The sequence below is a fragment of the Nocardiopsis sp. RV163 genome, from assembly GCF_001029525.1.
Classification (GTDB): Bacteria; Actinomycetota; Actinomycetes; order Streptosporangiales; family Streptosporangiaceae; genus Nocardiopsis; species Nocardiopsis dassonvillei.
The window spans coordinates 13,843-37,412 of sequence record NZ_LEKI01000021.1 but is presented as its reverse complement, the minus strand read 5'-3'; the positions used below and the strand labels follow the sequence as shown (position 1 = coordinate 37,412).

Below are 23,570 nucleotides of genomic sequence, written 5' to 3'. Positions count from 1 at the left end.
GGTGTCACGGCGGGCAATGCGCGGCGGATCGGCGCCGGCTCAGGTGCCGGCGGAGGGGGCGGCCGCTCGGTCGCGGGCCGCCCGCACGACGAGGTCCACACAGGCCTCCAGCGACAGCGACACCGCGTCCAGCACCAGGTGGTAGTGGCTGGGGTCGGCGGGGTCGGTGCGGTAGAAGCGCCGCACGTAGGCCGCCCGGGCGCGGTCGTTGTCGTCGAGCAGGCGCGCGCTGGGCGGCTCGTCGGAGTCGACGCCCGTCCACTCGCCGTGGTCGCCGGACTCCCACAGCCTGCGGGCCCGGCGCAGGCGGGCGTCGGGGGCACCGTCCAGACGCACGTGCAGGGCGCCGGGACGGTCGCGCAGGACCACGGCCCCGGCTCGGCCGAGGACGACGCCGCCCTGCCTGGCCACCTCGCCCAGGACCCGTTCGGTCTGCTCCACGAACTCGTGGTCGTAGAGGAGGCGGCCCTCCTCGTCGGTACTGCCGATGAGGGCGGTGTCCACACTGCCGAGGGTGACGGTGGGCAGGCGCGCGGCGCTGGAGAGCAGGCGTTCGAGCCTGCCCGGGGCGCGGTCGTCGCGTTGGAGCGCCTCGGCGAGCGAGCAGCCGATGCGGGCGGCCACCGCGCTGGGCACGGCCCGGTCGAGGAAGGCCACGCCGAGCCGGGCGGCGACGGCGGGTCCCACCGCGCTGCCTCCCGCGCCGTAGGTGGCCGAGATCGTGACCAGGGGTTCGCCGCGCCTGTCGGGGGTGTCGTCGGTCGCCATGGGGTAAACCTGTCAGTTCCGCGACGGGCCGTGAGCCCGTCTCCTGACCGGGTTGTACCCGTTGTGCGCGGGTTATGTCCCGTGGTCGGCGGGAGAGCCGTGGTCGGCGGCACTCCCGCCGACCACGGCCCCTAGAACAGCGCGGAGGTGAGCTTGCGGCGGGCGGCGTTGACCCGCGGGTCGCCCGGGGGCAGCAGCTCGAAGAGGCCGAGCAGGTGGCTGCGCGCCCTGTCGCGGTCCTCGTCGGCGGTGCGCCTGACCGTGTCGACGAGGCGGCCGAAGGCGTCCTCGAACCTGCCGCCGTACATCTCGACGTCGGCCGCGGTGGTCTGTGCGGCGACGTCCTCGGGCCGGTCGGCCGCGGCCTGGAGGGCGGCGCCCGCGTCCACTTCCTGGAGGCGGCCGACCAGCCGGACCTGGGCGAGCTTGGCCTTGGACTCGGCGTCGCCGGGGTCGGCCTCCACGGCCTTGGCGTAGACGGCCGCGGCGGCCTCGAAGTCGCCGCGGTCCAGGGCCTCCTGTGCCTCGACGTCCACGGGGCGGCCCTGGGGCTCCTCGGGCTGGGCCGCCTGCGCGCCCTCGGCGCCGTGCTCACCGGTGATGGTGCCGGGGTGGTCCGGGGGCAGCGCGCCCTGTTCCTTGAGGGCGGCGAAGGCCTCGACCAGCCAGGCGGTGAGCTGCTCCTCGGTGGCCGGGCCCGCCGGGCCGGGCAGGAGCTGGCCCTGGACCACCACGACGATCATCGGGGTGGTGGGCACACGCAGGGCCTGGACCAGCTGCGGGCTGGCCTCGCTGTCGACCTTGGCCAGGAACCAGGTGCCGCCGGAGGCCGCGGAGATACTGTCCAGGGCGTCCTCGACCTGCTTGGACTGCTCGGACCAGCCCGCGAGGACGGCCAGCACGACCGGGGTCGACATCGACCGCTCCAGGACCTGGGCCTGGAAGGTGGCCTCGTCGACGTTGACGGCGTAGGGGTTGGATCGACCCGCGGACTCCGCCGCGCGCTGTTTGGCCTCGCGTTCCATGGCCGCCTTGCGCGCGCCGAGGTCCACGGCACTGTTCGGTGAAAAGTCCGAAGGCTGCATGCCTCCATCCTGCCGTATGCGCGGGCGGGACGTGGACCGGCTGTGGACGAGTCGGTGCGAACGGGCGCGGATCCCGGCGCCCGCGTCGCGGGGCGCCCGCGGGCGGGGAGGCCGGGGGCACCGCCCGGGCGGCCCGGGGCCCGGCGGGGGTGGTCCGCGCCCCGGGCCGCCCCACGCGGGTCAGAAGCGCGGGTCCTCGGTGTAGGTCCCGAACTCCTCCCCCATGGTCGCGCAGATCTCGCCCAGCGTGGCCTCGGCGCGGGCCGCGTCCATGATCAGCGGGATGAGGTTGCCACCGTCCGAGCGCACGCCCGCCAGCAGGGCGGCCAGGGCCCGGTCCACGGCGGCGCCGTCGCGGGCGGCGCGGCGCTCGGCGAGCGCGCGCTTCTGCTCGTGCTCGACCTCGTGGCTGATCCGGAGGATGTCCAGTTCACCGGAGACGGTGCTGGTGTGGCAGTTGACGCCCACGATCCTCTTGTCGCCCTTCTCCAGTGCCTGCTGGTACTGGAAGGCGGACTCGGCGATCTCGGCGCTGAAGTAGCCGTTCTCGATCCCGGCGAGGATGCCGGAGGTCATCGGGCCGATCGCGTGCTCGGCGTCTTCGCCCCCGCCCATGCGCAGGACGTGCGCGAAGATCCGCTCCGCCTCGGCCTCCAGCTCGTCGGTGAGCGACTCCAGGTACCAGGACCCGCCGAGCGGGTCGGCGACGTTGACGATCCCGGTCTCCTCCATGAGGACCTGCTGGGTGCGCAGGGCGATCTCGGCGGACTTCTCGGTCGGCAGCGCCAGGGTCTCGTCCAGGGCGTTGGTGTGCAGCGAGTTCGTGCCGCCCAGGACCGCCGAGAGCGCCTCCACGGCGGTGCGCACGACGTTGTTGTAGGGCTGCTGGGCGGTCAGGGAGACCCCGGCGGTCTGGGTGTGGAACCGCAGCCACTGCGCCTTCTCGGTCCTGGCGCCGTAGACGTCCCGGAGCCAGCGCGCCCAGATGCGGCGGGCGGCGCGGAACTTGGCGATCTCCTCGAAGAAGTCGATGTGCGCGTCGAAGAAGAAGGACAGTCCCGGCGCGAAGGTGTCGACGTCCAGTCCTCGGGAGAGGCCGAGCTCGACGTAGCCGAAGCCGTCGGCGAGGGTGAAGGCGAGCTCCTGGGCGGCCGTGGCCCCGGCCTCGCGGATGTGGTAGCCGGACACCGAGAGCGGCTTGTACGCGGGGATCTCGGCCGCGCAGTACTCCATGAGGTCGCCGATCAGCCGCAGTTGCGGCTCCGGCGGGTAGAGCCACTCCTTCTGGGCGATGTACTCCTTGAAGATGTCGGTCTGGAGCGTGCCGTTGAGGGTGCGGATGTCCACCCCCTGGCGCTCGGCCGCCACCAGGTACATGCAGAAGGCCGGGACGGCCGGACCGCTGATGGTCATGGAGGTGGTGGTCTCGCCGAGCGGGATCCCGTCGAAGAGCAGGTCCATGTCGGCGACGGAGTCGATGGCCACACCGCAGTGGCCGACCTCGCCCAGCGCGTGGGGGGAGTCGGAGTCGTGGCCCATGAGGGTGGGCATGTCGAAGGCGACCGAGAGCCCGCCCCCGCCCGAGGCCAGGATCATCTTGTAGCGCTCGTTGGTCTGGCGCGCGTTGCCGAACCCGGCGAACTGGCGGATGGTCCACGCCCGTCCCCGGTAGCCGGTGGCGTGGAGGCCGCGGGTGTAGGGGTACTCCCCCGGCCAGCCGATGCGCTCGAAACCGGGTACCTCGGCGCCGGGACGGGGGCCGTAGACGGGTTCCAGGGTGCGCCCGGACAGGGAGGTGAAGTCGGCGTCGCGCGTGCGCGCCGAGTCGTAGCGGCGCTGCCAGCGCTCGCGCCCGGCCTCGATCTCCTGGGCCCCGCCGCCGCTGGGTCCGCTCGTGGTGTTCGCCATACCGAGATAGTAGGACGTCCAACTAATGATGTACAGGGAGGGCGCCCGCGGCGCCGGGGCGCGGCGGACGGTCAGCGGCCCTCGGCGGCCTCCGCGACGGGCTCGGGGAAGTCGCCGAAATCCACCCTGAGCCGGGTGAACATCTCGTGCATGCGCCACAGCTCCTCGTCGGAGTAGCAGCCCAGGCCGAAGTCGATGGACAGCAGCGCCCCGGTCGCCTCCTCGGTGACCCGGCGCCCGGCGTCGGTGATCTCGGCCAGCACGCCGCGACCGTCGCTCGGGTTGGGACGGCGGCGCACGAAGCCCTGCCCCTCCAGCCGGTCGATGGTGTTGGTGACGCTGGTCGGGTGCACCATGAGGCGCTCACCGATCTTGCCCAGGGGCAGCGAGCCGGAACCGCTGAAGGTGAGCAGGACGAGCGCCTCGTAGCGGGCGAAGGTCAGGCCGAACGGCTTGAGGGCGCCGTCCAGCTCCCCGATCAGGATCTGCTGCGCGCGCATGACCGAGGTGACCGCCGCCATGGCGGGCGAGGGCCCCCATCTGCGCGTCCAGTTGTCGTGTGCCCGCTCGATCGGGTCGAACGGGAGATTCAACGGGTTACCCACGGGTTCACTCTAGCCAGAGGCGAGGGCCCGCCCGCCCGACCGGCGGGGCCCGCCCCCGCTCCCGCGCGGCCCGGCCGCCGCGGGCCGCGCCGGGCACGGACCGCGCGTCCACCCGGTCGGCCGAAGTGACGGAACCGGCACTCCGGGGCGGGCGTGACATGGGGGGTTCACGGGACCGGGGGAAGGACCGGAGCAAGAATCACACGGAGCCCATAACAGTGGACGGGAAAGAAGACAAGACTTTTCCGTGGCCACAAGGGGACAGGTTCCGCGCCCGGAACTGGTCCACCCCGCCAACTCGGCAAATCCGCCGCCCCTCCGGAGAAGGGCGCGTGGAGCCCGCCGCCGCGCACGCAGGGGCGAGCGGAGAGGCACCACCGGGTCTTGACGGAGCGCGTAATTATTAGTTAAGTTTCCTAAAAATTTATCCCCCCACGTCAGAGGCTCAAGGTGACGACCTGTCCTCACTTGGCCCGTGGACCCACCCAGGGAGGCCGCCGAACCCCGCTGACGGACCGCGGCTCTCCCCCGCGATCCCCCGCACACGACCGCAGCCCATCCCACACGCTTCGAGAGCAGGGTCATCCGCTCCAGGAGCACGGTCGTCCGTCCCCGCCCCCCGCACCAGGAGATGCCACGACGTGAGAGCACGACGTTTCAGTACCCGCCTCGCGGCCGCCGCGGCTGCCGTGCTGCTCGCCCCGATCGCGGCGACCGCGGTCCCGGCCGCGGCTGCGGCCGCCGAGGAGACCGCCCCCGCCGACCTGACGGTCACCTACACGGAGTCGGCCAGGTGGAACACCGGATACACCGGCCAGATCACCGTCCACAACGCCTCGGACACCCCCGTCGACGACTGGGCCGTCGAGTTCTCGCTACCCGACGGCAGCCGCATCCACGAGTTGTGGAACGCCACCCTCGCGGGCACCCCCGGCGGATACACGATCACCCCGCCGCACTGGGGCGCCAGCGTCCCGGCCGGCGGCAGCTACTCGTTCGGCTTCAACGGGCTGCACTCCGAGGGCGCCACAGACCCCGTGGACTGCACGGTCAACGGCTCCCCCTGCGCCGGGGACGACGGGAGCGGCCCCTCGCACGACAGCTACAGCGTCGCCTACTACACCCAGTGGAGCGCGGGGGAGCGCGACTACCACGTCCGCGACCTGGTGGACAGCGACAGCGCGGAGAAGCTGACGCACATCAACTACGCGTTCGGCAACGTCACCGCCGAGGGCGTGTGCGCCACGGACGAGGGGACCAGCCAGGAGGGCGCCGTCGCCGACTACGCGCACCCCGTGCCCGCCGCGGAGAGCGTGGACGGAACGGCCGACGACCCCGGCCAGGAGCTGCGCGGCAACTTCAACCAGCTGCGCGAGCTCAAGGAGCTGTACCCCGACCTCAAGGTCAACATCTCCCTCGGCGGCTGGGAGTGGTCCCGGTACTTCTCCGACGCGGCGCTGACCGCCGAGTCCCGCGAGAGGCTGGTCAGCTCCTGCATCGACCTGTACCTGCGGGGCGACCTTCCCGAGGTCGACGGCGCGGGCGGCGAGGGCGCCGCCTACGGGGTCTTCGACGGCATCGACCTGGACTGGGAGTGGCCCGGCTCCGGCGGCCACCCGCACAACACCGTCCGGCCCGAGGACAAGGAGAACTTCACCGCCCTGGTGCAGGAGTTCCGCGACCAGCTCGACGCGCTCGGCGAGGAGACCGACCGCCGCTACGAGCTGACCGCGTTCATGCCCGCGGGAGGCTGGCGCCTGGACGCCGGGTACGAGCTGGACGAGCTCATGACCGACTTCGACTTCGTCACGGTGCAGGGCTACGACTACCACGGCACCTGGGAGAGCACGACCAACCACCAGTCCAACCTGGTCGTGGACGCCCGCGACCCCCAGCCGGTGATCTCCACCGAGCTCATCGTCGGGGCCTACCTGGACCGGGGCGTGGACCCCGGCAAGCTCGTCCTGGGCGTGCCGTTCTACGGACAGGGGTGGACGGGCGTGGAGCCCGGCCCCGACGGCGACGGCCTCTTCCAGACCGCGACGGGCCCCGCGCAGGGGACGTACGCGGCTGGCACCGAGGACTGGAAGGTCCTCGAGGAGAAGGTCGAGTCCGGCGAGTTCGAGCTGTTCCGCAACGACGAGGCGGGTACCGCCTGGATCTACGACGGCAGCACGCTCTGGAACTACGACGACGAGACCGCCATGGCGCAGAAGACCGACTGGGCCCAGGGCAACGGCCTCGGCGGGGTCATGGTCTGGTCCATCGACGGCGACGACGCCGAGGGCAGCCTCATGGCCGCCGTCGACACGGCGCTGAGCGACTAGGAGCCATCCGCCCCTCCGCGACCGTGCGCCCTCCGGGGGCACGGGAGCGGCGGGGACGGGCTCCGTGCGCGGTCCGGGCACCCGGAACGCGCCAGCGACCGCAGCCGACATACTTCCGGTCCGGCGATCCCGGACCGGGACCGAGCGGCGTCGGTGCTCTGATCCGGGGAGCACCGCCGCCACGGCCGGCGCGGACCGATGTGCGACGGTCCGCGCCGGCCACCACACCGCCCTCCCCCATCCCCCCGATTCGGAGGCCCGCCGTGCCCATGCCGCGCACACGCCACCTCTCACGCGCGCCGCCGGGCCCGCCACCGGTCAGCTCGCGACACCGCACTCCCTGGGCGCACACCCCGCAGCCCTCCGCCCCAACGGCGGAAGGCCAACCCCCACACCGCTCACGCACCAGGAGCAACCGTGAGAGCAAGACTTCGCCAACGAATCGCGGCACTGGCCGCCGCGGTCGTCCTACCCCTGGCACTGGCACCCGCCCCGACCGCGTCGGCCGACACCGCGGGCGTCACCGTCACCTACGTGGAGACCAGCCGCTGGGAGACCGGCTACGGCGGGCAGCTGACCATCGCCAACGGCTCGGGCTCGGCGCTGACCGACTGGACCGTCGGCTTCCGGCTCCCCTCGGGCACCGCGATCACCAGCCTGTGGAACGCCACCCTCAGCCGCTCCGGTGACGCCTACACCATCACCCCGCCCTCGTGGGGCGCCTCCGTCCCGGCGGGCGGGAGCTACTCCATCGGGCTCAACGGCACCCACGGCGGCGGCGACACCGCTCCCGTGGACTGCACGGTCAACGGCGGCGGCTGCTCGGGCGAGCCCGGCGAGGAGGACAGCGAGCCGCCCACCGCGCCGACCGGCCTGGCCGTCACCGGCACCACCTCGACCACCGTGGCCCTGGAGTGGGGCGCGGCGGGCGACAACGCTGGGATCGCGGGCTACGAGGTCCTCTCCGGCGGCGAGGTCGTCCGTGCGGTCACCGGCACCACGGCCACCGTCACCGGGCTGGCGCCCCAGACCGAGCACACGTTCACCGTGCGTGCCTACGACACCTCCAACAACAGGGGGCCCGAGAGCGGCGCAGTCACCGCCACCACCGACGCGGAAGGCGGCGGCCCCACCGACCCGCCCCAGGAGCGCCGGGTCGCCTACTTCACCCAGTGGGGCATCTACGGCCGCGACTACCTGGTGAACGACCTGGTCACCTCGGGCACCGCCGAGAAGCTCACCCACATCAACTACGCCTTCGGCAACATCAACGCGAACGGCGAGTGCTTCATGGCCAACCAGCTCGGCCAGGGCGACGCCTGGGCCGACTACGGCCGCTCGTTCGGGGCCGCCGACAGCGTCGACGGCGTCGGCGACACCTGGGACCAGGACCTGCGCGGCAACTTCAACCAACTGCGCGAGCTCAAGGAGATGTACCCCGGCCTCAAGGTCAACGTCTCCCTGGGCGGCTGGACCTGGTCCGAGCACTTCTCCGACGCGGCGCTGACCGCCGAGTCCCGCGAGCGCATGGTCTCCTCGTGCATCGACCAGTTCCTGCGCGGCAACCTGCCCGTGTTCGACGGCGCGGGCGGCCCCGGCTCCGCCTACGGGGTCTTCGACGGCATCGACCTGGACTGGGAGTGGCCGGGATCGGCGGGCCACGAGCACAACACCGTCCGCCCCGAGGACAAGGAGAACTTCACCGCCCTGGTGCAGGAGTTCCGCGACCAGCTGGACGCACTGGAGGCCGAGACGAGCCGCCAGTACGAGCTGACCGCGTTCCTGCCCGCCGACCCGGAGAAGATCGAGCTCGGCTTCGAGATGCCGCAGCTCATGACCGACTTCGACTTCATCACGGTGCAGGGCTACGACTACCACGGCGGCTGGGAGACCACCGCCAACCACCAGTCCAACCTGCTCCCGGACCCGGCCGACCCCGGACCGGACCTGTACTCCACCGAGACCACGGTCCAGGCCTACCTCGACCGGGGCGTCGCCCCCGCCGACATGGTGCTCGGCGTGCCGTTCTACGGCCGCGGCTGGACCGGCGTGGAGCCCGGACCGAACGGCGACGGTCTCTTCCAGAGCGCTACCGGACCCGCTCCCGGTAGCTACGAGGCGGGGATCGACGACTGGAAGGTCCTGAAGGACCTGGTGGGCACCGGCGGCTACGAGCTGTACCGCGACGACGCGCTGGGCACCGCATGGCTGTACAACGGCGACACCTTCTGGACCTACGACGACGAGACCTCCATGGCCCAGAAGAGCGACTGGGCCCAGGCCCAGGGCCTGGGCGGCGTCATGATCTGGTCCGTTGACGGCGACGACGCCGACGGCAGCCTCATGAACGCCATCGACACGGCGCTGGCCGGGTAGCTCTGTCTCCGGCCCGGCGTGCGCCGGGCCGGAGGCGGACCGGGCTGGCGGCAGGCCGGACCGGAGGCGGGTCCGGTCGCAAGTGGGCCCGGTTGGAAGCGCGCCCGTCCGGGAGTAGGCCGGTGTGGACCGTAGCGGTCCGCACCGGCCGCTTCTGCGCCGGGTTCTCCCAGGACCCTTGTTCCGGACGAACACCGGGAGGAAGGGGGTGGCGATGGTGGGCGCGCACAAGCTGCTGCGAAGTGGTGCGGGGTGCGGGAGGGCGATCGACGGTCGGGGTTCAGGGATGGTCCCCGCTCCGGCGGCGGCGCCTGCTGCCGCGTAGCGGCCCGGGAGGGCGGCCAACGCTTGCCGTTGGCGCCGACGCAGCAGAGCCCGGCCACCCCGGCGCGCCGGGCGTCGGTCGCCTCCCGGTGGCCGCTCCCGCTTTCGGTGCCGCTTTCGCCGGTCGCCCGTACCAAGCACGGCGTCCATCGTTTTTCGCCGTCCGCGCCCTTTCGCGGCACTTGGCGCGCTTTCGTCGCCGTCGGCGGTCCCCGCCAGGAATAGTGCGGGGAGGGGCCCTGTGGGCGGCCCCTGCCTTCTCCTCGAACCATTATTGTCGAGCGCCGAGTGTTTCAGTGCGCGCCGAAGCCTGCGTGGGTGGGGTCCCCCCTATTTCCAGGAAACCATCACCGCACCACCCACGACCAGTCCCGAATCCCGCCTGTGGAAAAGCCGGCCACCTGTGGAAAACACGGCTGTCATTGGCACTGACACCACCCTCACCCCGGGTCAGCACCGAGTTCCTTCAGCACCACGTCAGCGGCGGCGTAGGGATCCCTCCGCCCCTCCGCCACGTCCTCGGCCAGTGAGTCCAGGCCGGTGTCGTCGCCCGCCCCGCCCATCCGCGAGCGCAGCAGGTCCAGCACGATCGCCTGCACCTCGTCCCGGGCGCGGACGCGGCGGCGGCGGGTCAGGTCGCCACTCGCCTCCAGATGGGCGAAGTGCTGGTCCATCCGCTCCCACAGTTCCTCGACTCCCTCGTCCCTGGAGGCGACGGTCATCACGATCGGCGGCTTCCACTCCCGGTCGGTGCGGTCCTTCATGGCGATCATCTGGCGCAGTTCGCGCAGGGTGGACTTGGCGCCCTCCCGGTCGGCCTTGTTGATCGCGAAGACGTCAGCGACCTCCAGCACGCCCGCCTTGGCGGCCTGCACCGAGTCGCCCATGCCCGGGGCGCACAGCACCACGGTGGTGTCGGCCTGTCCGGCGATCTCCACCTCGGCCTGGCCCACGCCCACCGTCTCCACCAGGATCACGTCGAACCCGGCCGCGTCGAGCACCCGCAGGGCGTGCGGCGTGGCCCAGGACAGTCCGCCCAGGTGCCCGCGGTTGGCCATGGAGCGGATGAACACCCCCGGGTCGGTGGCGTGCTCCTGCATCCGTACGCGGTCGCCGAGCAGGGCGCCGCCGGTGAACGGCGAGGACGGGTCCACGGCCAGCACTGCGACGGTCAGCCCCTTCGCACGGGCGGCGCGCACGACGGCGTTGGTGGTGGTGGACTTGCCCACCCCCGGGGATCCGGTGAAACCCACCACCCGGGCACGGCCGGTGTGCGGGGCCAGACCCGCCATGATCTCGCGCAGGGCCGCGGACCCGTTCTCGACCAGGGTGATCGCGCGGGCCAGTGCCCGGCGGTCGCCCTCGCGGACCCGTTCGACCAGTTGGGGGGCGTCCATGGAACTCCTCGGTGTGGGCGGAGCAGGACGGGGCGAGGGCTCGTGGCCCCCGCCCCGCGGCTGTCAGGTGCGTCGTGTTCCCGGGGCTCTCCCGGGTACACGGTGTCTTCGAGTCACAGTGTCTTCGGATCGGGTCCCCCGCGCGGTCCGCCGCGCGGACGTCCGGGGATCTCCCGGCGTCCGCGGGCGGCGTCGCCGGGGGCACTGAGCGGCCCGCCGAGCAGAGCCCGCCGAGCGGCGCCGCTCGGCGGTCGTCGTCAACGGCACCGCTGGGCGGGGACCGCCGGCGGCGCTACTCGGCGGGGACCGTGAACAGCAGGGCGTCGCCCTGGCCGCCGCCGCCGCACAGGGCGGCCGCGCCGAACCCGCCGCCGCGGCGGCGCAGCTCGTGGACCAGGTGCAGGGCGATGCGGGCCCCGGAGGCGCCGATCGGGTGGCCGAGCGCGATGGCTCCGCCGTTGACGTTGACGATGTCCTCCGAGACGCCCAGGTCGCGGGTGGACTGCAGGCCCACCGCGGCGAAGGCCTCGTTGATCTCGATCAGGTCCAGGTCCTCGACCGAGCGGCCCGCCTTGCCCAGCGCGTGCCGGATGGCGTTGGAGGGCTGGGAGTGCAGCGAGTTGTCCGGACCGGCGACGTTGCCGTGCGCGCCGATCTCGGCCAGGACCGTGGCGCCCAGTTCCTCCGCCTTGGCGCGGCTCATCACGACCACCGCGGCGGCGCCGTCGGAGATCTGCGAGGACGAGCCCGCGGTGATGGTGCCCTCGCTGTCGAAGGCGGGGCGCAGCCGGGCCAGGCTCTCAGCGGTGGTGTCGGCCCGCACGCCCTCGTCCGCGGAGAGGACGACGGGGTCGCCCTTGCGCTGCGGGATCCGGACGGGGACGATCTCGGCGTCGAAGTACCCCGCGGCGGCCGCGGCGGCCGCGCGCTGGTGGGAGCGGGCCGCGAAGGCGTCCTGCTCCTCGCGCCCGATGCCGAGCTTGCCGTTGTGGCGCTCGGTGGAGGCGCCCATGGAGTCGCCCTCGAAGGCGTCGGTCAGGCCGTCGTGCGCGGTCGCGTCCAGGACCTCGACCGACCCGTACTTGTAGCCCCGGCGCGACTTGGGCAGCAGGTGCGGCGCGTTGGTCATGGACTCCATGCCCCCGGCCACGACCACGTCGAACTCGCCCGCGGTGATGAGCTGGTCGGCGAGGGCGATCGCGTCCAGGCCGGACAGGCAGACCTTGTTGATCGTCACCGACGGCACGCTCATGGGGATGCCCGCCTTGACTGCGGCCTGGCGGGACGGGATCTGGCCGGCGCCCGCCTGGAGCACCTGTCCCATGACCACGTATCCGACCTGTTCGCCGCTGACGCCGGCGCGCTCCAGGGCGGCCTTGATCGCGAAGCCTCCGAGGTCGGCGGCGGAGAACCCGGCGAGGGAGCCGAGGAGTCTGCCGGTGGGGGTCCGCGCCCCACCGACGATGACGGAACCGGGCATCGTAACTGGCCTCCAAATGCATGGGTGACGCACCTGGTCTGCAACGATACCCACACCGCCGTCAGCGATCCCCGGGAGGTTCACCCCATGAGTGACGCACCGCACTCGGCCAGCGAGTTCATCACCCCGCCTTCCTCCTCCGTCCCCTCCGCTCCCCCGGCCTCGTCCGCACCCGCGGTCCCGTTCTCCGGCCTGACCCGGCTCGACCACGTGGGCATCGCCTGCCGCGACCTGGACGCCTCGGTGGCCTTCTACCGGTCCACGTACGGGTTCGAAGTGGAGCACGAGGAAGTGAACGAGGAGCAGGGCGTGCGCGAGGCCATGCTCCGGGTCAACGGCACCGACGACGGCGGCGCCACCTACCTCCAGCTGCTCGAACCCACACGCGCGGACTCCCCGGTGGCCAAGTTCCTGGAGCGCAACGGCGAGGGCGTCCACCACGTCGCCTTCGGTACCGCGGACGTGGCAGCCGCAGCGGCGGGTGTCGGCGGGAGCGGGGTGCGCGTGCTGGACGCCGAGCCTCGGCGGGGGACGGCGGGGTCGAGGATCGTCTTCCTGCACCCCAAGGACTGCGGCGGCGTGCTCACCGAGCTGGTCCAGAGCCCGGATACGGCGCACGGGGAAAGGGACGACGACCGTCCCGGAATTTCCGGATAGCATCACGGGCGAGTTCCGGACAAGTCACAGATTGAACGCCAGTGGCATAGTTGGCCTCGGAGCCCACCGGAAGTTACCCCGAACCCCCTTCCCAGGTGTTCCGCGCTTGATAAAGTCGGCTAGCTGCCGGATGCGCTATTCCGGCGTTGGTCCATGTCTTGCAGTCCGGTAGCCGAGTCGGGTCGGCCGTACCGTCGTGTCGGATGACGTGGCGCACACGGAGGACCTCGGAAGCGGTCAGGGGCTCACCGCCCGTCGCCGCCCGCCCCATCCCCCGGCTCGCGACCGGACCCGTCCCCGGGGACAGCGCTGCCGCCCTCCCCGCCGTCCCCGGCCCCTTGCAAGTAGCCGTCTCGCACCCGTTCAGGATTCCGCCACATGCCGTCAAACAACATCGACACCCAGCTCAACAACATCTTCGACGAGGACAACACCCCGCACGAATTCGACGTGGTGCTGCGTGGGTATGACCGCACCCAGGTGGATGACTACGCGGCCAGCCTGCGCAACGACCTCAAGCAGTACTCGAAGCAGACCGAGAAGCTCAAGGCCGAGCTCAACGCCAAGAACCGCCAGCTCCAGGAGCGCGAGCGCCCCTCCTACTCCGGTCTGGGCTCGCGCATCGAGGAGCTGCTGCGCCTGGCCGAGGAGCAGGCCAACGAGCTGGTCCAGAGCGCGCAGATCGACGCCAACGACATCCGTTCGGCCGCCAAGATCGAGGCCGCCGACATGCGCGCGGCCGCCGAGTCCGAGGCCACCGAGGTGCGCACCCTCGCCCAGCGCGAGGCCGACGAGGCCCGCCAGACCGCCGAGTCCGAGGCGGAGGAGATCTCCACCACCGCCCGCCGCGAGGCCGACGAGCTGGCCTCCACCACCGAGCGCGAGGTGCAGAAGAAGCGTTCCGCGGTCGACCACGAGATCGCCGAGAAGCGGGCGACCTTCGAGGGCGAGATCGCCAAGCTGCGTACCACCACCGAGCGCGAGTGCGCCCAGGCCCGCGCCGCGGCCAAGCGCGAGCGCGACGAGACCATCCAGTCGGCCAAGAGTCAGGCCGAGGAGCTTCGCAAGAACGCCGAGCGCGCCTACGCCGAGTCCGAGGCCCGGCGCACCGAGGCCGAGGACCAGTTCGAGCTCCAGCTGGCCGACCGCCGCGCCGAGGCCGAGCGCCAGGACGCCGAGCGCCTCGCCGCCGCTCAGGCCGCCACGCAGAAGATGGTCAACGAGGCGGAGGAGCGGGCCGCGAGCGCCGAGCAGCGCGCCACCAAGGCGAGCCAGCAGGCCGAGCAGACCCGCCGCGACGCCGAGAACCACGCCAAGCAGCTGGTCGGCAACGCCAAGAAGAACGCCGCCCAGATCGAGGCCGAGGCCAAGTCCAAGGCCGAGCACCAGCTCGGGGACGCCAAGTCCGAGGCCAACCGGATCATGACGGCCGCCAAGAAGGAGGTCGACGAGCTCAATCGCCAGCGCGACAGCATCCAGTCGCACCTCCAGCAGCTGCGCCAGCTGCTCGGCGGTGGCGGCCCGGCCGCCCCGGCCCCGGCTCCCGCCGCCCCGGTCGCCGCGGCTCCGGCCCCGGCCGCGATCCCGCAGGAGCCCGCCCCGGCCGCCGAGGAGACCCGGCAGCCGGTGCACTCCGGCAAGGGCGCCGACGATGAGGACTGGTGGCAGGAGTAGGGCCCCGGCCCGTTCTGGGCTGACGCCTTCCCCCCACGTGCGAGGGTCCTCCCTCCCCGGCTGACGCCGGGGAGGGAGGACCCTTCGTCGTGTCGGACACGGGACGGCGCCTCCAGCGGCGGCCCCCGGGCCGGGTCGGCGGCGCCGGACCGTCAGCGGGGACGGCAGTGGGACGGCGGCGGCGCGACGTTCAGGCCCGCGCTGGTCTAACCGAGGGTCTGGACGTCCTTCTCGTACGGGCCGTCCCACTCCACGGGGAGGGGGTGGGCCTCGGGGTTGACCCGCTTGACGATCTCGTCCAGCACGCGGCGCACGTAGGGCTCGCCCACCCACAGGTGCTTGGCGCCCTCGACTCCGACGACCTCGCACTGGGAGAGCGGTTCGAAGCGCTCCCTGGCCTCGTCGGGGCGCAGGTAGTCGTCGTGTTCGGGGACCAGGGCGACCACCGGCTTGCCCGTGCGCGCCCACAGCGCCATGTCGGCCTCGTCGGCGCGGTGCAGCGGCGGCGACAGCAGGATCGCACCCTTGATCTGCGGGTCCGCGCCCCACTTGAGAGCCAGCTCGGTGCCGAAGGACCAGCCCAGCAGCCAGGGTTCGGGCAGGCCCTCGAACTCGGTGAACTCGATGGCGGCGAGCACGTCGTGCTTCTCGGTCTCGCCCTCGCCGAACTCGCCCTGGCTGGTGCCGTGCCGCGAACCGGTACCGCGGGTGTTGAACCGCAGCACCGCGATGTCGGCCAGCGCGGGCAGCCGGAACGACGCCTTGCGCAGGACGTGGCTGTCCATCATCCCCTCGGCGGTGGGCAGGGGGTGCAGGCACACCAGTGTGGCCTTGGGGTCACGGCCCTCGGGAAGGGCCAGCTCGCCGACCAACTCCAGGCCGTCGGCGGTGTGCAGGGTGACGGGTCGTCTCACGGCGGGCAGCACCGTGGTGGCTCGGATCTCCATGGCTCCTCGTGTCCGGGGTAGGTGGCCGGGGTTCAGCGGCGGGGGGAGCGCGGCGCCCGGTGGGAGCGCCGGTCCCAGCAGGAGGAGTGCCAGTGGCGCCGGTCGTCGCCGTCGCCGTAGGGGCGCCAGGCCACGACGTGCGCCATGCCGGTCGGGATCTCCTGGGCGCAGCCGGGGCAGCGGTAGACCTTGGTGGCGGCGGCGCCGGGGATGCGGCGCGTGACCCACTCGCCGTCGGGGCCGGTCTCGCGGCGCTGTCCTCCGGTGACGCGCAGCATGAGGGCGTCCTCGTCGTCGGGGGCGCCGCCGGGGGCCTTGCGGCCCCGGGCGGATGTGCGGCGGGGAGAGTTACGGCGCGGGCTCACACCGTCCAGGGTAGAAGAGGACCGGCAGTGGCCGCCGCCATACGCTCGGCGGCGGCCCGCTCCGCCCCCCGCGCGACGGACGGCCCGGCGCGGCTGCCGGAGCCGCCTCGTGCGCAGTGGCGCTCCCGTGGCGGGTGCGGTTCCGGCTCGGAGGCGTCGCCGCGGATCGGGAACCGCGCCCCGCGGCGGCGACGCCTCCGGTCGGCGCGTCAGGCGTGGCAGGCGCAGCCGCCGTGGCCCTCGCCCTCCGGGGCGTCGGGCAGCTGGTCCATGAGCAGCGGGGCGGGCACCGGGATGTCGGTGAGGCCGTACTCGCCCATCGCGACCAGGGTGGTGACCACGGACTCGGCGCCGCGCTCCTCCAGCAGTTCGGTGGGGCCCTTGGGGTAGCCGCAGCCGAAGCGCATGGCGGTGTCGACGTCCCTGGCGGAGGCGTAGCCGTCGCCGATCATGCGCAGCGCGTCGTCGATCTGCGGCGCGAGGAGGACCTCGCCCAGGTCCAGGGTCTCCTCCTCCCGGATCATCTGCGCGTAGCGACCGGTGGGGCGGGGCTCGGGGGCCTCGCCGGTGCCGGCGTAGAAGCCCTGGCCGGACTTGCGGCCCAGACGGCCCGCGGCCACCATGCGGCGCAGCAGCGGCGAGGCGGCGTAGCGCCTGTCGCGGTACTCCTCCCACAGGACGTCCATGACGGCCAGGCAGACGTCGAGGCCGACCAGGTCGGCGAGGGCCAGCGGGCCCATGGGCAGTCCCGCGGCCTTCTGCACCGAGGCGTCGATCTCCTCGCGGGTGGCCACCTTGCGCTCGTACAGGCGGATCGCGTCGTTGATGTAGGGCACGAGCAGGGCGTTGGCCACGAACCCGGCGCGGTCTCCGACGGCCACGGGGGTCTTGCCGATGCGCTTGGCCACCTCGGTGACCACGTCGACGGTCTCGGCGGTGGTGGAGACCGTGGTGATGACCTCGACCAGCTTCATGACCGGGGCGGGGTTGAAGAAGTGCAGCCCCACGACCTTGTCCGAGCGGCCGGTGAGCGCGGCGATCTCGGTGACCGACAGCGAGGACGTGTTGGTGGCCAGGATCGTGCCGGGCGGGCAGATCCGGTCCAGGTCCGCGAAGACGTCCTTCTTGATGTCCATCCGTTCGGGGACGGCCTCGACGACGAAGTCCGCGTCGGCGAGGTCCTCGCGCGAGGTGGTGAACGTCAGCCGGGCGTCGATCCCGGTGCGTTCGTCCTCGGTGAGCTTGCCCTTGTCCACCGCCTTCGAGAGGGACCGGTCCACGTGGGCGCGGCCGCGGTCGACGGCGGCCTGGTCGATCTCGACCCCGGTGACGTTGAACCCCGCGCGGGCGAACACCTCGGCGATACCCGCGCCCATCGCGCCGAGTCCGACGACACCGACCTTGTCAAATTCCTGCACCATACGCCCAGACTACGGGCCCGGCCGAGCCGTCCCGCGCACGGGCTGCCCGAGTCGGTCACCCGGTGCCATCCGGTGCGCCGGGGCCGGCGGGGCGGTGCCTCCGCGCCCCGGTCGCGGCGGGGCGGCGCAGCTCCCTGCCCGGAGGGTGCGACCACGCGTGCCGGGGGCCGTCCCCAGCGGTCGACGATCTCGGGCGACTGGTTGGGCGGGGAGGTGAACTCGGCGGTCCTGGCGCCCTCGGCCAGCCGGCTGACCACCTCCCGGGCGTGGGGCGGGGAGTCCTTGATGCAGGCGATGAAGTCGGCGCCCTCGACCGGACCGTGCTTCGCCTTCCCCAACAGGTCGGGAGAGAGCGTCAGCGGCATGGAAGTCCCTTCGCCGCCGGGGGTTCGCGCATCCGCGCGCCCCCGGCGACGTTAGGGGCCGGTCCGCGCCCCGTCATGGCACCGGGGGGACACGCCTGTCCGCCCCCGGAGGCACACCCCTGTGGACGCGGTCGTCAACGCCGAACGGGGCGGGCGGGCGATACGCGGTCGCGCCCCGCGCGTCCGGCGGAGGCGGTAACGTGACGTTTCGTGCGTCTCGTCATCGCTCGGTGCAGTGTCGACTACGTCGGCCGCCTCACCGCCCACCTGCCCATGGCTCCCCGCCTGATCCTCATCAAGGCCGACGGGAGCGTGTCCATCCACGCCGACGACCGGGCGTTCAAACCGCTGAACTGGATGAACCCGCCCTGCAAACTGCGCGAGGAGACCGTCGCCGACGGGCCCGACGTGTGGACGGTCACCCACGGCAAGTCCGGTGAGAAGCTGGTGCTGACCGTGGAGGAGGTGCTGCACGACTCCTCGCACGAGCTGGGCAAGGACCCCGGCCTGCAGAAGGACGGCGTGGAGTCCCACCTCCAGGAGCTGCTGGCCGAGCACATCACCACCCTCGGCGACGGCTACACCCTCATCCGCCGCGAGTACCCCACGGCGATCGGCCCGGTGGACATCCTGTGCCGGGACGGTGCCAACGCCACCGTCGCGGTGGAGCTCAAACGCCGCGGCGACATCGACGGCGTCGAACAGCTCACCCGCTACCTGGAGCTGCTCAACCGGGACCCGCAGCTCGCGCCGGTGCGCGGCGTGTTCGCCGCCCAGGAGATCAAACCGCAGGCCCGTGTGCTCGCCGAGGACCGCGGCATCGCCTGTGTGGTGCTGGACTACGACGAGCTGCGCGGGATCGAGCCGGACGTGCTCCGCCTGTTCTGAACGGCCCCCTCCCGTCCGGCCCCGGGCGCGCGCCCGGGGCCGGTCCGCGTCCGCGTTGGGGTCCCCGCGCCCGGAGGCACCCCCTCCTTTGGTCGGGGTGGCGTCCTCCGTGCGGGGACACTGGTGCGGCCCGGCGGCCGATGCACCGGGAGCCCCGCTCGCGGGAGAGTCGTTGGCATGAGCGAGACAGCGATCGAGGTCCACGGCCTCCGCAAGAAGTACGGCGGCAACGAGGCCCTCGCCGGAGTCGACCTGAGCGTCCGGAGGGGCGAGGTCTTCGCCCTCCTCGGTCCCAACGGCGCGGGCAAGTCCACCGCGGTCGAGATCCTGGAGGGCTTCCGCCGCCGCGACGGGGGCGCCGTCCGCGTGCTGGGCGAGGACCCCGGCGCCGCCGACCGCCGGTGGCGCTCGCGCATCGGGGTGGTATGGCAGGGGGAGACGCTGATCCCCCAGTTGTCCGTGCGCGCTGTTGTCCGCCACTTCGCGGGCTACTACCCCGACCCGCGCGACCCCGACGCGGTGGTCGACCTGGTCGGCCTGGGTGAGAAGTCCCGGGCGCGGATCACATCCCTGTCCGGCGGTCAGCGCCGCCGACTGGACGTGGCCCTGGGCATCATCGGCAGGCCGGAACTGCTGTTCCTGGACGAGCCCACCACCGGCTTCGACCCCGGGGCCCGGCGCGACTTCTGGACGCTGGTCGGCGACCTGGCCCGGGGCGGCACGACCATCGTCCTGACCACGCACTACCTGGAGGAGGCCGAGGCGCTCGCCGACCGGGTGTGCGTGGTCGCGCGCGGCAGGGTACGCGCGCTGGGGTCCCCCGCCACCCTGGGCGGACGCGCCTCGGCCCGGGCCACCGTCGGTTGGACGGTCGACGGGCGGCGCCGCGAGACCCGCACCGACGAGCCCGCCCGGGTGGTGGGCGAGCTGTCCGCCCTGTTCTCCGGTGAGGTGCCGGGGCTGAGCGTGCACCGTCCCACGCTGGAAGACGTCTACCTGGGCCTGATCGGCGGGCAGGACGAGGAGGGCCGGGAAGGCGAAGACGGGGACGACCGTCCCGTCGAGAGGGAGGTGTCCGCGTGAGCACCGAGCCCGAAAGCACCCCCGGCTCCCCCGCCGCACCGGCCTCAAGCGGACGTCCGCCGGGCGCGCTGCGTGTCGGGCTGTCCCGGGGCTGGCTGGAGATCCGCGAGTTCGCGCACGAGTGGGAGAGCGTGATCTTCACCTTCTCCCTGCCCGCGCTGATCCTGGTCATGTTCTCGTCGATCTTCGACGGCATGTTCGACATGGGCGTGCCCGCAGTGGACTACTACCTGCCTGGCGTGGTGGCGATGGGCCTGATGTCGGTCAGCTTCCAGCAACTGGGCCTGCACATCGCCAACGAGCGCGAGCGGGGCGGTCTGCGCCGCCTGCGCGGCACCCCGATGCCGCCGACCGCCTACTTCGTGGGCAAGACCGTGGTGGTGCTGTTCCTGGCCCTGGGCCAACTGGTCCTGCTGCTGGGGGTGGGCGCCCTGGCCTTCGGCGCGCGCATGCCCGACGAACCCGCCGCCTGGGCGACGCTGGCCTGGGTGTTCGCGCTGGGCACCGTATCCTGCTCACTGCTGGGCATCGCGATCAGCTCCCTGGCCCGCAACGTCCGCTCCGCCTCCGGCGTCGTGGTCGTGCCCTTCCTGATCCTGCAGTTCATCTCGGGCGTCTTCGTACCGGTCATCGCCCTGCCCGGCTGGGTGCTCGACGCCGCCGCGCTCTTCCCGCTGATGTGGATGGCGCAGGGCCTGCGCGCGGCGTTCTTCCCCACCGAGATGGCCGCCCTCGAACCCGGTGGTTCGTGGGACCTGCCCTCGGTCGCCCTCGCGCTGGGCGTGTGGTGTGTGGTGGGCTTGGCGCTGGTGGTGCTGACGTTCCGGTGGAAGACGCGGAAGGACGGGTGATCGCCGTGACCGCAGGGGCTCCGGGGCGGCCCCGCCCCGCCCGCGCCGTCCCCCGGGCCCGGCGGCTCCCCGTCCGGCGAAGGCGGACCAACGGGTGGGAAGGGGCGCGACGCAAGGCACGCCCGGGACCTGGGCGTGTGGTGGGACGTGTACTTCACCTCCGTGATGGCGGCCATCGCGCTGGTCACCGGCGCCCCCTCCCGGCGTTGGCCGCTCGTGGGGCTCATGGCCGCGGTGGCGGCCGTGTACTACCTGTCCGCCGGGCGGTTGTCGGGCAGGCCGTTCACCGGCGTGCGCCGGTGCGGAGAGCCCGCCGCGGGCCGCTCCCCGGGGGCTGACCCCGGGCCGCGGGGGCGGGTCTCAGGGACCTATCGGGGGTTCTCCCCGATGCGGCGCACCGCGCGGCGCCGGAAGAATGGTCCTATGGTGGAAGCAATGAGCGAGATCACTCCCCCCGAGCGCGGTCGGATGCGCGCCTCCGACGCCGACCGTGACTCCGTCGCGCACCGCCTGCGTGAAGCCCTCGCCGAGGGGCGCCTGGACCCGGACGAGCACAGCGAGCGGCTCGACGCGGTGTACCGGGCCAAGACCGTCGGCGAACTGCTCCCCCTCACCGAGGACCTCCCGGCGCCGAACGGCCCCGGCGCCTCCGTGGCCCCCACCGACTTCCGTTCGCCCCGGCCGCTCTACGGCGGCGGCCGGATCGTGGACCAGGAACCCACCAGCCGGGCCGCGGTCGTCCTCCTGGGCGGTGCGAGCAGGTCGGGCAACTGGGTCGTGCCGGGCGCCTTCACCGCCTTCGCGGCGCTGGGCGGGATCGACCTGGACCTGCGCGAGGCCCGGTTCACCCAGCGCGAGACCACCGTCTGGGTCTGCGCCCTCATGGGCGGGGTGGGCATCATCGTGCCCGACGACGTGCAGGTGCGGGTGCACGGTCTGCCGCTCATGGGCGGTTTCGGCATCTCCGAGAACACCCCCAGCGTGGTGGAGCCGGACGCGCCGATCGTGCACGTGCGGGGCATCGCCGTGATGGGCGGTGTGGGCATCGAGTACAAGCCGCGCAAGCACCAGGACGAGGAGTAGCCCCGCCTCCCCGGTCGGACACGGGTCCCCCGACGAGACGTTCTGCTCGCGCGGGGCCGTCCATGGAACCACACTGCCACCCTATGCGTAAGGTCTGTGGCTGATTGTGGCAATTGTGGTCATCGGTCCTTGCCGGGAGTGCCTCCGCGGTGTCAGGCTGCACCGGTACTTCGCCTACCCAAGGTGTCCATCCCCCGACTCCCAGGAGTGGTGGACCCCCGCACTCCGGAGGAAGATCCTTGCGCACCAGTTACGAAGGGAAACCGCCGCGCGGAGCGGCCGCCCCCGCCTCCTGGCACCGCGCCGCCACGGCCGGCGCCGCGGCCGTACTGATGACCGTGGCCGCTCTGGCGTCCTCCCCCGCCCACGCCGAGCCCGGGCACGCCGGCCCCCCGGACCGCTCCGGGGCCCCCGAGCACGCGGGTGCGCCCGCGCACGCGGGCAGGCCGAGCGAGGACCCGCCGCTGTCGGAGCGGGTGGACGCGGAGGCCATCCGCGAACACCTGGAGAACCTCGACACCATCGCCGAGTACAACGGCGGCAACCGGGCCACGAACACCCCCGGCTACGACGTCGCCGCCCTGTACGTCGAGGACCAGCTTGAGCGCGCCGGGTACGAGCCCTACCGGCACGAGTACGAGTACGAGCTGTGGCGGGAGAACTCCCCGGCCGTCCTCGCCCAGACCGCCCCGGAGGAGGTCGCCTACGAGGCCGAGACCGACTACTCGACCATGAGCTACTCCGGATCGGGCGACGTCACCGCTCCGGCGGTGGCCGTCAACGCCGACAGCGCCGCGAGCGGCTGCTCCGCCGACGACTTCGCCGGCTTCCCCGAGGGCGCGATCGCGATCACCCTGCGCGGCACCTGCCCGTTCTCGGACAAGGTGGACAACGCAGCCGCCGCGGGGGCCGCTGCCGCCCTGGTGGTCAACAACGAGGACGAGGTCTTCCTCGGCACCGTGGGCGAGCACTCGGCCATCCCCGCCCTGGGCGTGTCCGGGACGCTGGGCGCCGGGCTGCTGGCCGCCGAGGGCCTGGAACTGCGGGTGAGCGTGGACGCCGAGGTCAGCAACGAGACCTCCTACAGCGTGCTGGCCGAGACGCCGGGCGGCCGGGACGACAACGTGGTGGTCGTGGGCGGTCACCTCGACAGCGTCGAGGACGGCCCCGGCATCAACGACAACGGCAGCGGCACGGCCTTCCTGCTGGAGACCGCGATCCAGTTGGCCGAGCAGGAGGAGCCCAACAACAAGGTGCGTTTCGCCTTCTGGGGTACCGAGGAGGAGGGCCTGGTCGGCTCCACCCGGTACGTGGAGGACCTGACCGCACAGGAGGTCGAGGACATCGCCCTCTACCTCAACTTCGACATGATCGGCTCGCACAACTACGGCCGGTTCGTGCTGGACGGCCGGATGGAGCTGCCCGGGTCCGTGGCCGCCCCGTCGGGCTCCGGCGCGATCGCGAAGGTCTTCGAGGACTACTTCGCCTCCCAGGACCAGGTCAGCGAGCCCGGTGTGCTGAGCGGGCGCAGCGACTACCAGGCCTTCATGACCGAGGGCATCCCGTCGGGCGGCCTGTTCAGCGGCGCCGACGGCGTCAAGACCGAGGAGCAGGTCGAGTGGTACGGCGGTACCGCGGGTGAGCAGTTCGACCCGTACTACCACACCGCCGACGACACCATGGAGCACGTCGACTGGGACTCGGTGGCCGAGCTGTCGGCGGCCGGTGCGCACGGTGTGGAGTTCTTCGCCGAGAGCACCCTGCCGGTGAACGGGGTGCTGCGAACGACGGCCGCGCCCGACTTCCCGCGCCTGGGCGACGGCTGGCTGAGATAGTCCGCGCACGGTCCGTATGAGGGGCGTCCCGCCCTACGACAGAGCGGGCGGCGTGAACCCCCCGGTTCCACGCCGCCCGCCGCGGCGTCTCCCCTCCGCGGTTCCCGGATGCCCCCCTCTCGCATCCGGGT

Annotated in this window: 18 protein-coding genes and 1 pseudogene; 9 read left to right on the top strand and 10 right to left on the bottom strand. The window is 72.6% G+C overall.

Going from position 1 to position 23,570, the window contains the following annotated elements:
- Positions 1-39: 39 nt before the first annotated feature.
- The 4 genes from ABD54_RS06450 to ABD54_RS06435 all read right to left on the bottom strand — a co-directional run bounded on the left by ABD54_RS06450 (position 40) and on the right by ABD54_RS06435 (position 4,354).
- Complete coding sequence (locus tag ABD54_RS06450; protein ID WP_047868512.1) at positions 40-768, bottom strand: AAA family ATPase; 729 nt, start codon at positions 766-768, stop codon at positions 40-42.
- 131 nt (positions 769-899) lie between these two features.
- Positions 900-1,853 carry a tetratricopeptide repeat protein gene (locus tag ABD54_RS06445; RefSeq protein WP_047868511.1) on the bottom strand — a complete coding sequence of 318 codons (954 nt, stop codon included), beginning with the start codon at positions 1,851-1,853 and terminating at the stop codon, positions 900-902.
- 180 nt (positions 1,854-2,033) lie between these two features.
- Entirely contained in the window at positions 2,034-3,761 is a 1,728-nt protein-coding gene (locus ABD54_RS06440) for a methylmalonyl-CoA mutase (protein WP_047868510.1), read from the bottom strand.
- 71 nt (positions 3,762-3,832) lie between these two features.
- The gene (locus ABD54_RS06435) at positions 3,833-4,354 is read right to left on the bottom strand and encodes a MarR family winged helix-turn-helix transcriptional regulator (RefSeq protein ID WP_047868509.1); all 522 of its coding nucleotides are present in this window, start codon (positions 4,352-4,354) and stop codon (positions 3,833-3,835) included.
- A 653-nt stretch (positions 4,355-5,007) separates the two neighbouring features.
- Here ABD54_RS06435 and ABD54_RS06430 point away from each other — a divergent pair.
- Both ABD54_RS06430 and ABD54_RS06425 read left to right on the top strand, forming a co-directional pair.
- Entirely contained in the window at positions 5,008-6,693 is a 1,686-nt protein-coding gene (locus ABD54_RS06430; RefSeq protein WP_047868508.1) for a glycosyl hydrolase family 18 protein, read from the top strand.
- Between the two features lie 417 nt (positions 6,694-7,110).
- On the top strand, positions 7,111-9,069 hold the full coding sequence (locus tag ABD54_RS06425; RefSeq protein ID WP_047868507.1) for a glycoside hydrolase family 18 chitinase: 1,959 nt from the start codon (positions 7,111-7,113) through the stop codon (positions 9,067-9,069).
- A gap of 764 nt (positions 9,070-9,833) precedes the next feature.
- On the opposite strand, the gene meaB is transcribed toward ABD54_RS06425, so the two are convergent.
- Complete coding sequence (gene meaB / locus ABD54_RS06420; RefSeq protein ID WP_047868506.1) at positions 9,834-10,790, bottom strand: methylmalonyl Co-A mutase-associated GTPase MeaB; 957 nt, start codon at positions 10,788-10,790, stop codon at positions 9,834-9,836.
- A gap of 292 nt (positions 10,791-11,082) precedes the next feature.
- Positions 11,083-12,270 carry an acetyl-CoA C-acetyltransferase gene (locus tag ABD54_RS06415; RefSeq protein WP_047868505.1) on the bottom strand — a complete coding sequence of 396 codons (1,188 nt, stop codon included), beginning with the start codon at positions 12,268-12,270 and terminating at the stop codon, positions 11,083-11,085.
- 87 nt (positions 12,271-12,357) lie between these two features.
- On the opposite strand from ABD54_RS06415, the gene mce reads away from it, so the two are divergent.
- Both mce and ABD54_RS06405 read left to right on the top strand, forming a co-directional pair.
- Entirely contained in the window at positions 12,358-12,927 is a 570-nt protein-coding gene (gene mce / locus ABD54_RS06410) for a methylmalonyl-CoA epimerase (protein WP_047868504.1), read from the top strand.
- 378 nt (positions 12,928-13,305) lie between these two features.
- Entirely contained in the window at positions 13,306-14,601 is a 1,296-nt protein-coding gene (locus tag ABD54_RS06405) for a DivIVA domain-containing protein (protein ID WP_047868503.1), read from the top strand.
- Positions 14,602-14,807: 206 nt separating this feature from the next.
- Here ABD54_RS06405 and ABD54_RS06400 read toward each other — a convergent pair whose 3' ends face one another.
- From ABD54_RS06400 to ABD54_RS29470, 4 genes and pseudogenes are all read right to left on the bottom strand, one after another.
- On the bottom strand, positions 14,808-15,548 hold the full coding sequence (locus ABD54_RS06400) for an alpha/beta hydrolase (protein ID WP_047868502.1): 741 nt from the start codon (positions 15,546-15,548) through the stop codon (positions 14,808-14,810).
- 32 nt (positions 15,549-15,580) lie between these two features.
- Positions 15,581-15,913, bottom strand: a complete 333-nt coding sequence (locus ABD54_RS06395; RefSeq protein ID WP_013151408.1) for a hypothetical protein — start codon at positions 15,911-15,913, stop codon at positions 15,581-15,583.
- Positions 15,914-16,122: 209 nt separating this feature from the next.
- Positions 16,123-17,334, bottom strand: a complete 1,212-nt coding sequence (locus tag ABD54_RS06390) for a 3-hydroxybutyryl-CoA dehydrogenase (protein ID WP_082166711.1) — start codon at positions 17,332-17,334, stop codon at positions 16,123-16,125.
- A 221-nt stretch (positions 17,335-17,555) separates the two neighbouring features.
- Positions 17,556-17,699 (bottom strand): annotated as a pseudogene (locus ABD54_RS29470) (hypothetical protein); the annotation flags it as partial.
- Positions 17,700-17,909: 210 nt separating this feature from the next.
- On the opposite strand from ABD54_RS29470, the gene nucS reads away from it, so the two are divergent.
- The 5 genes from nucS to ABD54_RS06365 all read left to right on the top strand — a co-directional run bounded on the left by nucS (position 17,910) and on the right by ABD54_RS06365 (position 23,439).
- Positions 17,910-18,587: an endonuclease NucS gene (gene nucS, locus ABD54_RS06385; protein ID WP_047868501.1), complete on the top strand. Its 678-nt coding sequence runs from the start codon at positions 17,910-17,912 to the stop codon at positions 18,585-18,587.
- Positions 18,588-18,764: 177 nt separating this feature from the next.
- Complete coding sequence (locus tag ABD54_RS06380; RefSeq protein ID WP_047868500.1) at positions 18,765-19,670, top strand: ABC transporter ATP-binding protein; 906 nt, start codon at positions 18,765-18,767, stop codon at positions 19,668-19,670.
- Positions 19,667-20,521, top strand: coding sequence for an ABC transporter permease (locus ABD54_RS06375; protein WP_047868499.1), 855 nt, complete (start codon positions 19,667-19,669; stop codon positions 20,519-20,521). Before ABD54_RS06380 ends, ABD54_RS06375 begins: the two co-directional genes overlap by 4 nt.
- 423 nt (positions 20,522-20,944) lie before the next feature.
- Positions 20,945-21,604 (top strand): DUF1707 domain-containing protein, encoded by a 660-nt coding sequence (locus tag ABD54_RS06370; protein ID WP_047868527.1) that lies wholly within the window; start codon positions 20,945-20,947, stop codon positions 21,602-21,604.
- A gap of 239 nt (positions 21,605-21,843) precedes the next feature.
- The gene (locus ABD54_RS06365) at positions 21,844-23,439 is read left to right on the top strand and encodes a M28 family peptidase (RefSeq protein WP_047868498.1); all 1,596 of its coding nucleotides are present in this window, start codon (positions 21,844-21,846) and stop codon (positions 23,437-23,439) included.
- Positions 23,440-23,570: the final 131 nt, after the last annotated feature.

Bases quoted from the DNA above. Each gene is read 5' to 3' on its own strand.
- ABD54_RS06450 (WP_047868512.1), bottom strand. From the start codon at position 768: ATGGCGACCGACGACACCCCCGACAGGCGCGGCGAACCCCTGGTCACG.
- ABD54_RS06400 (WP_047868502.1), bottom strand. From the start codon at position 15,548: ATGGAGATCCGAGCCACCACGGTGCTGCCCGCCGTGAGACGACCCGTC.
- meaB (WP_047868506.1), bottom strand. From the start codon at position 10,790: ATGGACGCCCCCCAACTGGTCGAACGGGTCCGCGAGGGCGACCGCCGG.
- mce (WP_047868504.1), top strand. From the start codon at position 12,358: ATGAGTGACGCACCGCACTCGGCCAGCGAGTTCATCACCCCGCCTTCC.
- ABD54_RS06405 (WP_047868503.1), top strand. From the start codon at position 13,306: ATGCCGTCAAACAACATCGACACCCAGCTCAACAACATCTTCGACGAG.
- ABD54_RS06440 (WP_047868510.1), bottom strand. From the start codon at position 3,761: ATGGCGAACACCACGAGCGGACCCAGCGGCGGCGGGGCCCAGGAGATC.
- ABD54_RS06380 (WP_047868500.1), top strand. From the start codon at position 18,765: ATGAGCGAGACAGCGATCGAGGTCCACGGCCTCCGCAAGAAGTACGGC.
- ABD54_RS06370 (WP_047868527.1), top strand. From the start codon at position 20,945: ATGGTGGAAGCAATGAGCGAGATCACTCCCCCCGAGCGCGGTCGGATG.
- ABD54_RS06415 (WP_047868505.1), bottom strand. From the start codon at position 12,270: ATGCCCGGTTCCGTCATCGTCGGTGGGGCGCGGACCCCCACCGGCAGA.
- ABD54_RS06390 (WP_082166711.1), bottom strand. From the start codon at position 17,334: ATGGTGCAGGAATTTGACAAGGTCGGTGTCGTCGGACTCGGCGCGATG.
- ABD54_RS06445 (WP_047868511.1), bottom strand. From the start codon at position 1,853: ATGCAGCCTTCGGACTTTTCACCGAACAGTGCCGTGGACCTCGGCGCG.